The 15,182-nt window shown below is 66.7% G+C and carries 8 protein-coding genes and 1 pseudogene; 1 reads left to right on the top strand and 8 read right to left on the bottom strand.

What is annotated here, in order from left to right; translation table 11 throughout:
- The 3 genes and pseudogenes from ACPGXI_RS16290 to ACPGXI_RS16280 form a co-directional block, all read right to left on the bottom strand.
- Window positions 1–394 (bottom strand): annotated as a pseudogene (locus ACPGXI_RS16290) (hypothetical protein); the annotation flags it as partial.
- A gap of 83 nt (window positions 395–477) precedes the next feature.
- Window positions 478–852, bottom strand: coding sequence for a hypothetical protein (locus ACPGXI_RS16285; protein ID WP_526654759.1), 375 nt, complete (start codon window positions 850–852; stop codon window positions 478–480).
- A 551-nt stretch (window positions 853–1,403) separates the two neighbouring features.
- Window positions 1,404–1,631 carry a DUF3618 domain-containing protein gene (locus ACPGXI_RS16280; protein ID WP_526654757.1) on the bottom strand — a complete coding sequence of 76 codons (228 nt, stop codon included), beginning with the start codon at window positions 1,629–1,631 and terminating at the stop codon, window positions 1,404–1,406.
- Between the two features lie 113 nt (window positions 1,632–1,744).
- Here ACPGXI_RS16280 and bcp point away from each other — a divergent pair, with 113 nt between their 5' ends.
- Window positions 1,745–2,218 carry a thioredoxin-dependent thiol peroxidase gene (bcp, locus tag ACPGXI_RS16275; protein WP_526654755.1) on the top strand — a complete coding sequence of 158 codons (474 nt, stop codon included), beginning with the start codon at window positions 1,745–1,747 and terminating at the stop codon, window positions 2,216–2,218.
- A 1-nt stretch (window position 2,219) separates the two neighbouring features.
- Here the strand turns inward: bcp and ACPGXI_RS16270 are convergent, their stop codons facing one another.
- From ACPGXI_RS16270 to ACPGXI_RS16250, 5 genes are all read right to left on the bottom strand, one after another.
- Complete coding sequence (locus tag ACPGXI_RS16270) at window positions 2,220–3,563, bottom strand: dipeptidase (protein ID WP_526654753.1); 1,344 nt, start codon at window positions 3,561–3,563, stop codon at window positions 2,220–2,222.
- 2 nt (window positions 3,564–3,565) lie between these two features.
- Window positions 3,566–3,958: a holo-ACP synthase AcpS gene (gene acpS, locus ACPGXI_RS16265; RefSeq protein WP_526654751.1), complete on the bottom strand. Its 393-nt coding sequence runs from the start codon at window positions 3,956–3,958 to the stop codon at window positions 3,566–3,568.
- 31 nt (window positions 3,959–3,989) lie between these two features.
- Window positions 3,990–13,325, bottom strand: coding sequence for a fatty acid synthase subunit beta domain-containing protein (locus ACPGXI_RS16260; protein ID WP_526654761.1), 9,336 nt, complete (start codon window positions 13,323–13,325; stop codon window positions 3,990–3,992).
- A 617-nt stretch (window positions 13,326–13,942) separates the two neighbouring features.
- Window positions 13,943–14,659, bottom strand: coding sequence for a glycoside hydrolase domain-containing protein (locus tag ACPGXI_RS16255; protein WP_526654749.1), 717 nt, complete (start codon window positions 14,657–14,659; stop codon window positions 13,943–13,945).
- A gap of 79 nt (window positions 14,660–14,738) precedes the next feature.
- Window positions 14,739–15,182 (bottom strand): EAL domain-containing protein (locus ACPGXI_RS16250; protein ID WP_526654747.1); only part of this gene is annotated, 444 nt, incomplete at its 5' end.

Genomic DNA, 15,182 nt, shown 5'->3' with positions numbered 1-15,182 from the left:
CGTCGGCGGCGGCATCGGCCGCAGCGTCATCGGCGGCGGCATCGTCGGCGGCGGCATCGTCGGCGGCGGCATCGGCCGCAGCGTCTTCGGCGGCGGCATCGTCGGCGGCGGCCTCAGCGGCTGCTTCGTCGGCGGCGCCATCCCCGTCCGAGGCCGATCCCGATCCCGATGACTCCGAACCAGTCGAGGAACCTGTCGATTCCCCGGCACTCGTCGACCCCGAGGAGTCCGACGAACCACCGCCGCCAGAGGATCCCTGCGACGAGGAACTCGACTCCCCCCCGGACGATGTCGAATCAGCCGACGCGACACCGTAGCCGGTCAGGACGGCCGTACCGACCCCGAATGCGACCGCGAGCCCACCAACACGACCTACATAGCTAGCAGCACTCACAGTTCCCCCCGGGGCAGACGAATGACGGGGCAAACTCTATCGCCGGGAGGCGCGCTCATATCGGCAAACGCGAAGAATCCGGGTCAGCGCGGACCTGGGCCGGGCTGACCCAGCAAGGGGTTGTTCGCTGCGGCGCCGCCCTGAGCAGCGTGCTGCCGCTGGTGCTGCTGCATTGCGTTCAGCAGCGGGTTGTTCTTCATCAGCTGAAGGCGGTCCTCCTCTGAGAGCTGATAGAACGTCCACATCCCCCATGCCGAAGGACGAACGTAGAGGGTGACCTTCTGTCGCTTGCGCGTGCTCTGCGGCAGCATCGCCGGAATCGGCACCACCCGGTCGGACGACACTGCGGTGACAAGTTCCTGGGCGAGCTTGTCGACGTCGGTCCCGACCTGGAGCTCGTAGACCGACGACTGATGACTGGCCTGCGCCGGACCTTGCAGGGCCAAAAACCAACCCATGACACGTCTCCTCTGCTCGTCGCGGACAGCGCCAGCGTAGAGGACGCCTCCAAGCGGCCGTCCGCGGCATCCCTCCTCGGCCGACCACCGACCCCGGCGGTGGCAAAGTCTGAATGGCTGGCCCTCGAGGCCGCAGAGGACCGGCGTGGCTGCACCCGCTGAGCTTCACCTGGATGTGCCAAAAGTCGTCCCCAGTGTTCGTCCCCGGCGACTCAACACCGACGATCAAGGTAACGACAACAGCCAGAATCCTCGATTGCATATCCATTGCGCTGGGCAAAGAAGACATGTCGATGCTAGGGTGCCGTTAGCTGGTACACGCGGTACCCGTACGAGTCGGGGTCACAGAGAATGAACTGGGGAATTTGCTGATGTCAAGCTTGGGCGATCCGGTGGCATCCGGTGCCGACGGCGATGACACGGCTTATGGCGCGGCCACGCAAAGAAACGTCACTGTGCACTCCTGCAACCGTCTCGGTCGGGTGGCCAATCCACCGGGATTCTCTCTCACCGACTGGTTCCGGTCGGGCCGCCAGCGCTGAACCGTTTTCTCAGGGCTGGCGCAGCCGACGCACCGTCACCACGATCACCAGCACGCCCACCCCGGCCAGCGAGATTGCCACCTGGGGTTTCTTGACGAAGCGCAGCACGCTGGCCTTGACGTCATCGGCGATCCTGCGCGGGTTGGCCCGGATCGCAAGCGAGTCGACGGTCAACGCCAGCTCCTCGCGCGCCCGGTCGATCTCTTGTTTGATGATGTCGGGATCCTGGTCCGCCACATCGCCCTCTCATCGGATAACTACCCTGCCTTGACGCATTACCCTAGATCAGCCGGCGCCCACCGCAGCGCCCGGCCAACACATGGAGCCGATCAATCGGAGGAGAATCGCACATGCCGCAAACACCGCGACTCGAAGTGGGCGAGAAAGCTCCTGCGTTCCGCCTCTCCGACGCCGACGGGAACACCGTCCAACTCTCGGACTACAGAGGCCGCAAGGTCATTGTGTACTTCTATCCGGCCGCATCCACGCCGGGCTGCACGAAAGAGGCCTGTGACTTCCGGGACAACCTCGGCGAGCTGAACGGAGCGGGCCTTGACGTCGTCGGTATCTCCCCCGACAAGCCGGCGAAGCTCGCCAAATTCCGCGACGCAGAAGAACTCACCTTCCCGTTGCTGTCGGACCCCGACCGCGAAGTCCTCAAAGCCTGGGGCGCCTTCGGCGAGAAGACGATGTACGGCAAGACCGTCCAGGGCGTGATCCGCTCGACCTTCGTGGTCGACGAGAACGGCAAGATCGCCCTCGCTCAGTACAACATTCGCGCCACCGGCCACGTGGCCAAGCTGCGCCGCGACATGTCGGTGTGAGCTAAGCGCGGCTACCCAGCAGCCCCAAAAACAGGGCCTCGGCGGTCGCCGCCCGTTCCAGGACGCCCAGGTGCAGACTCTCGTTGATGCTGTGCGCCTGGGTGTCCGGGTCCTCGACGCCGGTCACCAGAATCTTGGCCTCCGGAAGTTCGGCCGCGAACGCCGCGATGAACGGAATCGACCCCCCGACACCGGTGTCGACCGCATCGCAGCCCCAGGCCGCACGGAACGCCTCTCGCGCCACGTCGTAGACAGGGCCGGTGGCATCGATCGCATACGGCTCACCCAGGTCGCCGGGGGTGACTCTGACCCGCGCGCCCCACGGTGCGTGTTGCTCGAGGTGACGAGTCAGCGCGGCGAGATGCTGGGCAGCGTCACCACCAGGCGCCACCCGCATGCTGACCTTGGCTCGCGCCAACGGGATCAGGGTGTTGGAAGACTGCGCGATCGGCGTGGCGTCGATACCGACGACGGTAATCGCCGGCTTGGACCAAAGGCGTTGCGGCACCGAGTCCGAGCCGATTTCGCTTACACCGTCGAGCAGGCCGGTGTCCGAACGTAGCCGCTGCGGCGGGTAGTCGATCTCCGCAGCGCAGACTTCGCCAGTGTGGTGCAGGCCGGCGACCGCGACGTTGCCGTCATCGTCATGCAGGCTGGCCAGCAGGCGAACCAAAGCTGTCAGCGCGTCCGGCACCACCCCGCCCCACATCCCCGAATGCAGGCCATGATCGAGAGTGGCGACCTCGACGACACAGTCCGCGAGCCCGCGCAGCGACACCGTCAGCGACGGGATCTCGGTGCTCCAATTGTCCGCATCCGCTATCACGATCACATCGGCGGCCAGCAGGTCGCGGTGAGCCGCCAGTAACCGTGTCAGTGACGGCGAACCCGACTCCTCCTCTCCCTCGACAAAAACCGTGACACCGACCGGGGGGTTGCCACCATGAGCCCGGAATGCCGCCAAATGCGTTGCGATGCCGGCCTTGTCGTCAGCGGTACCACGTCCGTACAGCCGCCCGTTGCGCTCGGTCGGCTCGAACGGCGGCGACAGCCATTGCGTACGGTCCCCTTCCGGTTGCACGTCGTGGTGCGCGTAGAGCAGCACCGTCGGCGCCCCTGCCGGCGCGGGGTGCCGGGCGATCACCGCCGGGGCGCCACCCTCGGCGACTATCCGAACATCGCCGAAGCCGGCCTCCGACAACAGCGTCGATACCGCCTCGGCGCTGCGCTGTACCTCGGTGCGGCGGGCCGGGTCGGCCCAGACGGACTCGATGCGGACGAGATTCTCGAGGTCGGCCCGCACCGACGGCAGCACGTCGCGGACCCTGGCGGCCAGATCACCCATGCTCAGCGCTCCTCCAGCACCGCGACGGCGGCCGCGATATCCGCCTCATGGGTCAGCGACAGGTGAATGGTCACCTCTTTGAGGTGTTCGGCAATGGCACCCGAGAGACGGACGCGCGGCCGGCCCCACATGTCGGTGACGACCTCGATGTCGCGGTGAATCCCCTCGGGCAGCACAGGACGCTTCGAGAAGCGTGACCCCGACCAGGCCTTGATCACCGCCTCTTTGGCCGCCCACCTTGCCGCGAGGTGCCGAGCCGCCGAAGAACTCTTGTCCGCAGCGTCGCGCCGCTCACCGGGAGTGAACGTCTCGGCGAACACCGTGCCCGGCCGGTCCACCTGCTCGGCGAAGTCGGGGATGGAAACCAGATCAATGCCTATCCCGACAATGCCCACACCGCAGCACGCTATCTCACTCGAGCAACGCTCAGTACACGTCGTGCTGACCCAGCCGCGACGCCACGTCGAGCAGCATCGCCGCCTCCTGAGGTTTCTCCGGGTGCTCATGGTCGAAGCGACGGTCCGCCGGGCGCTCGTACATCGCCCGGCCACCGGCGATCGCCGACGCCAGCCTGCGCTGCCCGGCGACGCTGCGCTCCAATGCTTGAGCGGTGTAGTCCGCCCGCTGCCGGGGACTCAGGGTCGCCAGGAACGCCTGCGGGTGCACCAGGGCGATCAATCCCGAGACGTGACCGAAACCCAGGCTGGTCACCAGGCCGGCCTTGAGTGGGAACTTCTCGCCGAGTCGCAGGGTCTCCCGCGGCCAGACGAAGTGTCCCGACGTGGCCAACTCCTCGTCCACGCAGTCCAGACTCCGGTTCGCCGGGATCACACCGTCCCGCAGGATCTGGCACAGACCCATCATCTGGAATACCGCCGCACCGCCCTTGGCATGTCCGGTGAGGCTCTTCTGCGACACGATGAACAGCGGCGCGCCCTCGGAACGGCCGAGTGCGGCCGCCAATCTTTCGTGCAACTCCTGCTCATTGGGATCGTTGGCCAGCGTCGAGGTGTCGTGTTTGGAGATCACCGCAACGTCGTCGGCCCCGACGCCCAGCCTGGTCAGCGACTGAGCCAGCACCGACTCCCTGCCGCCGCGACCCGCACCGAGAGCGCCGAGCCCCGGGGCGGGAATCGAGGTGTGCACGCCGTCGCCGTAGGACTGTGCGTGGGCGACCACGGCCAGCACCGGCAACCCCATCCTGAGGGCCAGGTCGCCGCGCGCCAGCAGAATCGTGCCGCCGCCCTCGGCCTCGACGAAGCCGAGCCTGCGCCGGTCGTTGGCCCGGGAGAACCGCGCATCGCTGATCCCCTTGCCCCGCATCATCTCGGTGTCAGCGGTCGCGGCCATGTCCCCGAAGCCGATGACGGAATCCAGCGTGAGGTCGTCATAGCCGCCGGTGACGACGAGTTCGGCCTTGCCCAGCCGGATCTTGTCCACGCCCTCTTCGAGCGAAACGGCCGCGGTGGCACATGCCCCGACCGGGTGGATCATCGATCCATAGCTGCCCACATAACTCTGAATCACGTGGGCGGCAACGACGTTCGGCAGCGTCTCCTGAAGGATGTCGTTCGGCTTGTTCTTGTCCAGCAGATTGCCGTGGAACATGGTCTGCATCGAGGTCAGCCCGCCCATGCCGGTGCCCTGGGTGCTGGCGACCAGGCTGGGGTGCACCCAACGCATCAGCTCCGTCGGCGAGAACCCGGCGGACAGGAACGCATCGACGGTGGCGACAAGGTTCCACAACGCGACCCGGTCGATCGAATTCGCCATATCCGGGGTGATGCCCCAGACCTGGGGATCAAACCCGGTCGGGATCTGTGCGCCTACCTTGCGCGAGAGCTTTGACTTGCGCGGCACGCGAATCTCAGTGCCCGCCTTGCGAATGACTTTCCAGTCGGCGCTGTCGGGCACCGGGGTGATCAGCGTGTGCTCGGGGTCGAATTCGACGAACGCACGCGCATCGGCTTCCGACGACACCACGAAGGAGAAGTCCTTGTCCAGGAACACCGACACCAGCAGCGGCGCGCAGTGATCGGCATCGATCGCGCCGTCACCGACGAACTCGCGGATGCCCACGCGCTCGACGACCACATCGTGGTAGCGCTCGACCAGGTCCGCTTCATCAACCAGGTCCCCGGATTCGGTGTCGTACCAGCCTGGTTGAGGATCGTCCTCCCACTTGAGGAGACCGGTGGTCCAGGCAAGCTCGAGAACCCCAGCCGCGGACAGTTCGTTGTCGACCTCCATCTCGAAGCGGGTGCGCGACGATCCGTACGGGCCGAGTTCGGCGCCGCCGACGATGACCACCAGATCGGCAGGGTCGACGTCGAGGTCCTGCCACGGCGGCGGCGGCGCGGTGGTGACGGGACGCGGCGGCGACGGCAGCGCGGCGATCATGCGATCGTCGGTGGCACTGCTGTCGTCGTCGCTGAAATCGTCGCCCTCGTCGCCCTCGTCGACCGGACTGCCGGCAGCTTCCTCCCGCGCTTTGGCGGCCAATGCCGGCAGGTCCAGATCGACCTCGGCAAGCCCACCCGTCAGATCGGCCAGCACGGGTTCCCGCGCGGCAGCGACCTTGGTCTCGACGTCGCAGAGGTCCAGCAACATTCTCGCCATCTGCTCGGTCGAATAGGTGGTCACACCGGCTGCTTCCACCCCCTCCACGATGGCGTCGTTATGGCCCATCAGACCGGTACCGCGCGTCCAGCCGATCAGCGCGTGAGCCAGGCTGACACGCTGCGCCCACGACGTCTCGGAACTCCATCTCGATACCACCGCGTCCAGGGCCGACTTCGACTCTCCGTAGGCACCGTCGCCACCGAACATGCCGCGGTTCGGTGAGCCGGGCAGCACCACGTGCAGCCGCGCCGCGATGTCGCGTTCGGCCCCGATGTGGGACAGGCCCCCGATCAGCCGCTGGACTGCCCACAGCAGAACCTTCATCTCCATCTCGGAGCGAGAGCCGGCCTCGGACAGATCGCCACCCACCCGCGGAGCCGCGAACGGGAACAGCAGCGTCGGGGTGAGCGCGTCCTTGACGTGTATGGATTTCGGTCCGAGGGTCTCGGACTGCTCAGAGCCGACCCACTCCGCCAGCGCGTCGATGTCGTTGTAGGAAGCCATGTTCGCGGGCAGCACCCACAACCGCGCGCCGAAGCGGGCGTTGTCTCGGTACAGGCTGCGGTAGAACCCGAGCCTGCCGTCGTCGAGCCTGGACGTCGTCGCGACGACGGTGGCGCCCCCTTCCAGGAGCTGCGCCACCACGGAAGCCGCGATCGACCCCTTGGAGGCACCTGTCACGACCGCGACATCGTCGGCGTAGCGGCCCTTGCCCGGGTTCTCCGCCCCGGCTGCGGCGCGGGCGAATAGCGAAGCGTGAGTGTTCCGTCCGGCGGCCAGCGACTTGCCTTGCCAATAGCCGGCCTGGGTACTCACCACGTGGCCCGCGCCCTCGAACCTTTCGGCATAGCGAGCCCACTGTGGCTCGAGGTCGTCCTCGTCCATCAGCCAGATCCTGGCCAGATCCTCACGGGCACTGGCCCACCGGTCGTCGAAGACCACGGCCTTGCGACTGTCGAACGCCGGGGCCACCAAACGTGGCCAGTCCGAACCGAGTTCGGCGGTGATCAGGTCGATGAGCTCCCCGTCGGGAGGTGCCTCGAGGTAGCCGGGGGCACCGCCGAGCCCTAACTGGTCCAGGATCGTGCGGGCCGCCGAGGCAAGCACACCGTCGGGTCCGGTGACCCGATCGGCGAACTCGCCCAGCGCCGCGGAGTCGACCACGTCGCCGGCGGCACCGCCAGCGGACGGCAACGCCACCGGCACGCCGCGCCGCGCGGCCACCGCGGCCACCGCGGCGTCGATCGCCTTGTCGACGCTGGCCGCATCGCCCAGCGCGCCATCGTGCAGACCGCCGAGCGCGTCGCCGCGCACGCTGGATCCCTCGCGGGTGCCCAGCGCGACTTCCACGGTGACGTGCCTGGCCCAGCCGTCGCCGAGCTCCCAGGTCTTCTTGACCCGCTCGGTGATGTAGGCGGGACGCTTACCCGAGGGTCCCAGGACAGTACGCAGCTGATCGTTGATGGAGTCCGACAGCACCGGACCGAACGGTTTGTAGGTTCGGGCCAGCTTGGTCACCTGTGACTTCAGACCGGCCAGGTCGGCCTCGGCGGCACCGTCGATGGCACCGAGGTTCAGCTCCGAACCGAGATCGACGAGCATCTGGTTGCGGCGCGAGGACGCCCCGTCGGTGATGGACTCGATGGAATCCAAGGCCTCGATCTGGTCGATGCGGATCTTTGCCGACAGCGCGATCAGCGCCATGGTGGCATCAGAGGCGTCGAACGTCAGATCGTCGGGGCGTGCAGCGCCGCTGGGCGCGGCGGCTGGGGCCGGTGCGGCGGGCGCCGCCTCCACCGGAGCCTGGGCCGTCGGGGCTTCGGCAGTGTCGGGCTCGGAGTCCGCCGCGGAGTCCTCAAAATCCGGCTCGGGGTCGGTATCGGTGGCGAACAGCACCGCGGCGTCGCGCTCGGCGTTGAGGACCTCGGTGGTGTTGTGCGAGTACTCCGGCAGCTTGAGCGTGTTGCCGGCCAGGCCCGCGACGGTAGGCGCGGACTTCACGCCGATCTCGACGAACCGCTCGACGCCGAGCCCGCCGGCGGCCTCCTCGATGAAGAGCAGATCCTGGGTCTCGATCCAGCGCACCGGGCTGGCGAACTGCCAGGCCAGCAGCTCGATGACGATCTTGCGGCACAGTTCCCGCGGCTTCTCGTTCCGCCAGGTGTCGTAATCGGCGAGGATCTCGTCGAGCGGTTCAGCGGGCACCAGATCGCGGATCTCCTCGATGAAGTCGCGGTCCAGCGTGAACGGCCTGGGAACCAGGTTGGGGATGTACTTTCCGACGAGCAGCGCCGGATCGGCGTCGACGGGCATGACCCGTTCCAGCGAGCGCCGGAAGTCGGCGACGCCGATCCGCAGCACCGAGGAGTGGAAGGGCACGTCGATGCCGGGCACCAGAATGAAAGACCGCTTGCCGCCGCTGATCTCGCGGCGACGCTCGACCTCGTCCTCGAGCTCTTCCAAACCTCGGACGGTTCCGGCGATGGCATACTGCGAGCCGCGCAGGTTGTAGTTCACGATCTGAAGGAACTCACCCGTGCGCTCAGAGATCTCCTCGACGAAGCCGAGAACGTCATCGTCGTCGAGATCGATCTGGGAGGGGCGAATCGCGGCCAGCCGGTAATTCGAACGGCCCGCGGCATCCCTGGGCACGATGTCGTGCATCTTCGACCCGCGGTGGAACACCACCTCCAGCAGTGCTTCGAGCGGGTACACGCCGCTGACGCAGGCTATCGCGGTGTACTCACCGACCGAGTGTCCGCACGCCATGGCACCCTCGACGAACGCGCCCTGCTCACGCATTTCGGCGACCTGGGCAGCAGCCACCGTCGCCATCGCGACCTGGGTGAACTGCGTCAGATAGAGCACGCCCTCGGGATGGTAATAGTGCACACCGGAGGCGATGAGGCTGGTCGGATTGTCCCGAACCACGTGCAGCACCGAGAAGCCCAGGGTTTCGCGGGTGAACTTGTCCGCGGAGTCCCAGACCTGGCGTGCCGCCTTTGACCGGGAGCGCACGTCCATGCCCATCCCCTTGGACTGGATGCCCTGACCGGGAAACGCGTAGACCGTCTTGGGTGCGGCCAACTGCGCCGTCGCCGACATGACGAGTTCCGAGCCCACCCGCGCAGCCACCTCGATGATCTCTGCGCCGCGGTCGATACCGACGCGGTCTACCCGGAATTCGATCTCGTCGCCGGGCAGCACCATCCCCAGGAATCGGGAGGTCCAGCCCACCAGGCGGGGCGGCGGCGTGGCCTGGCCGTCGGTGGCGGCGACCGCGTGCTGAGCCGCTGCCGAAAGCCACATACCGTGCACGATCGGTGTTTTCAGACCGGCGAGCAGTGCGGCGGCCCGGTCGGTGTGGATCGGGTTGTGGTCGCCGGAGACGACCGCGAACGCGCTCATGTCGACCGGTGCGGTGACGACGACGTCGCGGCGCCGGCGGCGCGGGGTATCGGTGGCGTTGTCGGTGATGGCACCACCGGCCCGCGGCGGATCGGTCAGTTCGGCCGAACCGGTACGGCCGCGGATCGCGAAGCGCTCCTCCAGAGTGGCCAACACCACCGGACTGTGGGCACTGTCGGCGCCGCCGGCATCCTCAGCAGCATCGGCACCCTCGGCACTGGCCTGCCGGATCGTCACGGCCACCGGGACCACACGGCCGACCTCGGTGTCGGTTGCCGTCGAAGCGGTTGCGGTGACAGTTAATTCGGACTTGACCGCCGGCATCGCCTGGAGCAATCGCGCCGCGTGGTCGAGATGCACCAGACTCAGCAGGCCCTCGACAACGGGGAAGCCCTCGTCTGTGAGTGCCGACCCGATGACCGCGAACACCGCGGGCCAGCACAGCCCGACCAGCGCATCGGGCACCAGGGTGAGCCCGGGGGCCAGGGGCGCACCGAAAGTCGCTGTGACACCGGTGTGGTCGGCGACCTTCTCCGGATCCCATTCGACCGTCAGCGTCGTGGTGCCGTCCTCAACCGGCGGAAGCGCATCGGGCCCCTCGACGCCGGCGGCGATGGCCAGCACCGCACGCATGGCCGTGGACGCATCGTCGACGGTGACGATCGGCATACCTCCGTCGGCTGTGCAGGAAGGCAGGGTGAAGCGGATGTCGATCCAGATATCGGAGAGCGGGACACTCAACGTGACCGCAGCATCCTCAGGAACATCCCCAGTTCCTTTCGCTCCTGGCCCCCGGCCCGCATCCGTCGCCAGTTCCAGCCGGGCACCCGTGGACGGATGGGTGGCAGTGGGCTTTCCGGGCACGTCGTTGACCTGCCACTCCCCCGGCTCACCGATGCGGTGCACCGGGTTGATCGCGGTGCGCCCCGCCCACAGCACGTCGGGCGAGTCGAGGACCACGGCGAGCGGTCCGTTGATGTCGGCTCGGGCCTGACGGCGGGACACCACGTTGACCGGCTCGATACCTGAGCCGGTAACTCGGTCGATCATCTCCTGCTCGAAGCGATCCAGCAGTTCGCCGACCGGCTCGTCGACTCGGGTGATCCCGGCGACGGCCTCGGTGCCAGGGATGATGCACACCTGTTCGGCGCTGTAGCGGGCGTCATGCGCCTGCCACAACGAGTCACTGCGCCACCAGCGTCGGACGTCCTTGTCGATGACCGGCACGAAATTGACCGGCTTGCCGGGCTTCTTGCACAGCGTGACGAAGAAGGGCACGTCTGCCGGATGCAGCCGGACCGACTCGGCATCGGGATAGCGCTCCAACAGTGCAGCGATCGCCCGGTCGGGCTGTTCAAGCAGCTCTGGGCCTGCGGGGTCTTGGGTGCCGGGGCCAAACAGCGACTCGATCGGGCCGAAGTCCTTGTCGTGCAGACGCGACTCGGTGCGCTTGAGCATCTCCTCGAAGCGATCCCGCCAGGTATCGGCGAGCCAGGGACTGCCGGGCGCTGCGGTGTCGGCGGTGGTATCGCCCGCACCGATGGCCAACTCGAGATAGCGCCGCAGCCACTGCAGGTAGCTCATATCGTCGAGGTCGCCGAAGTAGGGCTTGGCGGTGTCCGCCATTGCGGCGATGATCTCGTCGCGGCGCTCCGCGACAGCGTCGACGTCGCCGGCGACCTCGTCGAGGAGGCGGCCGCAGCGCGAGGCGGTGTTGTCGATCTCGTGGATGTCGGCGCCGAGCTGACTGCGACCACTGGCCATGCCGTTGATGGCCTTGCCCGCGCCGACCCAGGAATCGGTACCGGTCGTCTCGACGAGCATCTGCTTGACAGCGGGCGAGGTCGTCGCCTCCTTGGCGGCCATCGCGGCGGTGCCGACCAGGATGCCGTCCACCGGCATGGAGGGGAATCCGTAATCCTTGGCCCAGTCGCCGGAAAGGTAGTCGGCCGCCCGCTCGGGAGTACCGATACCGCCGCCGACGCAGATCGTGACGTTGGAGTACTTGCGCAGCTCCCCGTAGGTCGCCAACAGCAGGTCGTCGAGGTCCTCCCACGAGTGGTGCCCGCCGGCCCGGCCCCCCTCGATGTGGACGATGACATCCCTATCGGGCACCTCGGCCGCGATCTTGAGGACGGACTTGATCTGGTCGACCGTGCCCGGCTTGAACGCTACGTAGCTGATGCCGGCGGTGTTGAGCTCCTCGATCAGCTCGACGGCCTCGTCGAGATCCGGGATGCCTGCCGAGACGACTACACCGTCGATCGGAGCGCCGGACTGGCGGGCTTTCTGCACCAGACGCTTACCGCCTACCTGCAGCTTCCACAAGTAGGGATCGAGGAATAGAGCGTTGAACTGCACGGCGCGACCCGGCTCCAAGAGCTCAACCAGCTCTTCCATCCGACCGTCGAAGATCTCTTCGGTGACCTGGCCGCCACCGGCCAGCTCGGCCCAGTGCCCGGCGTTGGCCGCGGCAGCGACAATCTTGGCGTCCACAGTCGTCGGGGTCATGCCTGCGAGCAGGATCGGCGACCTTCCGGTGAGCCGGGTGAACTTGGTCGACGCCTTGACCGAACCGTCGGGCAGCTTGATCGCCGAGGGCGCGTAGCTCGACCAGGCCGGGGCGACCTCCGGAGCGGCGCCGGCGGTGAACAGGCTGCGCTGGCCGGCGCGGGTGGCGGCGGGCACGATGCCGATGCCGAGCCCGCGGATCACCGGTGCGGTCAGCCGGGTCACGGTATCGCTGGGGCCCAGGTCGATGATCCACTTGGCACCCGCCGCTGCGAGGCCCTCCACCTCGGAGACCCAGTCCACCGGATTGACGAAGATGATCTCGCTGAGCCGGCGGGCCAGCTCGCGGTCCAGGCCGGTGCGCGCCGCCCACCCGGTCACCAGGTCGACGGCGCCGGCCAGCCGGGGCGTATGGAAGCCGACCTCGACATTGACCTGGCTGAACACCGGCTGGAATACCGCGCCGCCGCGCAACTTGTTCTTTCGTTCCGCTTCTTCTCTCTCGGTGACCTTCTCGCAGTAGAGCTCGAACCGGGCCAGTTGTTCGGGAGTGCCGGTGATGACCACCGAGCGCCTGCCATTGCGAATGGACAATGCGGGCGCCGCCACGGTGCGCACATCCTGAGCGAACCGGTCGAGGAGCTCGACCAAGCGAGCAGGGTCGACATTGGTGACCGACACCATCGGCGACTTGTCACCACGACTGACCATGCCGCAGCGACGCGACATGAGCGATCCCCCTGCACCGATCAACTGGCCGATGGCGAGCAACTCGACGTCGCGGGCTCCGTGCGCCTTGAGCGACTCCACGGCGGTGACGCCCTGGGAGTGCCCGGCGATGGCGACCGGAGGATAACCGGTGAGGTCGAGGCCCTGACGCTGGAGCGCGCGAATAGCCGCTATCTGGGTGAGCAGAATGCCGGGTGAGGAGATGGCCGCCGAGGTGAGGTCCTTCGCAGCGGGCAAAGGCTCGTCGGCGGCCAGCGCGCGGACCCACTGCATCGGCTCGAAGCCGATGGGACGAACCACGACCAGCTCGCGGGCCAGCGGTTCCAGCAGCAGCTCCGCCTCGCCGACCAACGCGGTGATCTCGGACTCGATGCCTGCTGAGTTGACCAGTTCCTCGAGGTTCTCCAGCCAGGAACCACCCTGGCCGCCGAAGGCCACCGCGTACGGTTCTCCGGCGTGCAGCCGATCGACGAGTGCGTGCGCCCCTGCCAGCGGTTCTGCGACCTGACCCGTTTCGGAGCCGTTGCCTGATGCGGTGGTGGCGCGGTGCTGGTCGTTGATCGTCACGTCGTGTCGTCTCCTCGGTCCATCATCGCTCTGCATCGCGCTTGGCCTGGTCGTCTCGGGCTGGTGTCGTCTCGGGCTGGTGTCGTCTCGGGCTGGGCGCTGGCCCGCGCTCCCGGCGGGGCCATTGCGACTCGGGGTCGAACCGGCTGGTCTCGGCTGGGCTAGTCAGCGACCTCAGCTCTCCTCGCGGGCCATGGCGGACACTCCAGCTGCACTAAGAGTGTCATAAGAAACGGCATGATTTTCGCCCCCGGAATCGTTACTGATGAGTTCTACGCACGGGTAACAGAGGTTGCATAACGCACGGTCTACGAGCACCCAAACTCTTCCCATACAAACGTCCTGCATGCAGGTGGTTACGGTCGAGTAGGAAAGAAGCGCAGATCAAAGCAGTATTGTTACATAATCGTTATCTGAATATTTCAGTTCGCACTATGCCGTCCGTTTTCTCCATGGGAGTCGACAACTTGTGCGCAACTGTCTTTTCACACCGCGGCGCGAAACCGCCACGTTTGCTGCATAAACTTACTAGTCAGTAAGTCTCAGTCCCACTGACCGAAGCGCGGCTTGAGAATGTGGTTAATGTCGACGCCCACACCGGCCACTTTGCGCTTGTCGATCTCCACCTGATGGAGGTGGGCGGCCTGGTGCGCGACGCGCCCCGGGGAGCCCCAGTTGTGCTGCCAGAAATACGACCCGAGCCCATCCTGAAGTGCCCACTCAATGGTCTTGGAGTTGGCATACACACCGACACGCTGGTGCCCCAGGACCCGCTCCCACCCCCGCAGATACGGCGCTACCTGGGCTTTGTACTGGTCGTAGGTCGGGTTGTCGTCGATAGATGTGTAGATGGGCGCACCGACGGGACCACCCGCGGCGGTGTGTAATTGCCAACCCCGCTGGGCGTGCTTGATTCCTGCGGGCTCACCGGCCAGCCAGTCTGCGGTGTCCTGCTTGCCGTATTGGTAGCAGGAGGCGATCTTCAGCCCACCCTGGTACAGATCACGCGCCTCGGCCAATTCGATCGGCTTACCGAGCATCCAGTCGCCGCCGGGCCGGCGATCCGATACGTACCGGATGGCCCCGAGGGCCCCCGAGGCCTTGATATCCGCAGCTTTGATGACGCCGGCCGCATAGTCGAGCAGGGTTCCGAGGGGCGCGGCCGACGCTTGAGGCGTCTGGGCGAGCGCACCCACGCCGAAGACGGCCGGCGTAGCTACGGCGGCGCATTTGAGGACATCACGGCGGGACACTGCCACGAGCGACAGGGTACGACAGTTACATCACTTTTTGCGTTATCGCCACCGGTCACAATTGCATGAAGACGCTCGGCCGCCCCTACCAAATCACCGGTTGCGGCTTGCTGAAGAGGTATCCCTGCGCACGATCTGCTCCCAGCTCGGCGAGCCTTTCCAGCACAGCCTCCGACTCGACCCCTTCGGCCACCGTCGTCAAGCCATACTCCCGCGCGATCAAGACGATGGTCTTCACGGCGCGTTCGTCGCCTCGATCGTCGAGGATGTTCTGGACAAAACTCTGATCTATCTTCAACGCGTCGAGATCGAGATTTCGCAGTTCGGTGAAAGCGCCGTAGCCGGTTCCGAAGTCATCCAGAGCGACCCGGCAGCCCAGATCGCGCATGCCCTGGGAAAACGTCTTGGCTATTGCAGGCGAAGCCAGCGCGATTGTTTCGGTGATCTCAAAGCTGATCTTTTCGGTTGCCTCAGGGCCCGCCGAGGTGAGTGCCTGCAAGATCTCCCCCATCGCCGCGCCATCCCCGAT

Origin of the sequence: Mycobacterium sp. (assembly GCF_049608025.1) — a bacterium.
Classification (GTDB): domain Bacteria; phylum Actinomycetota; class Actinomycetes; order Mycobacteriales; family Mycobacteriaceae; genus Mycobacterium.
The sequence above is the reverse complement of the archived record's forward strand: the minus strand, read 5'-3'. Positions and strand labels throughout refer to the sequence as shown.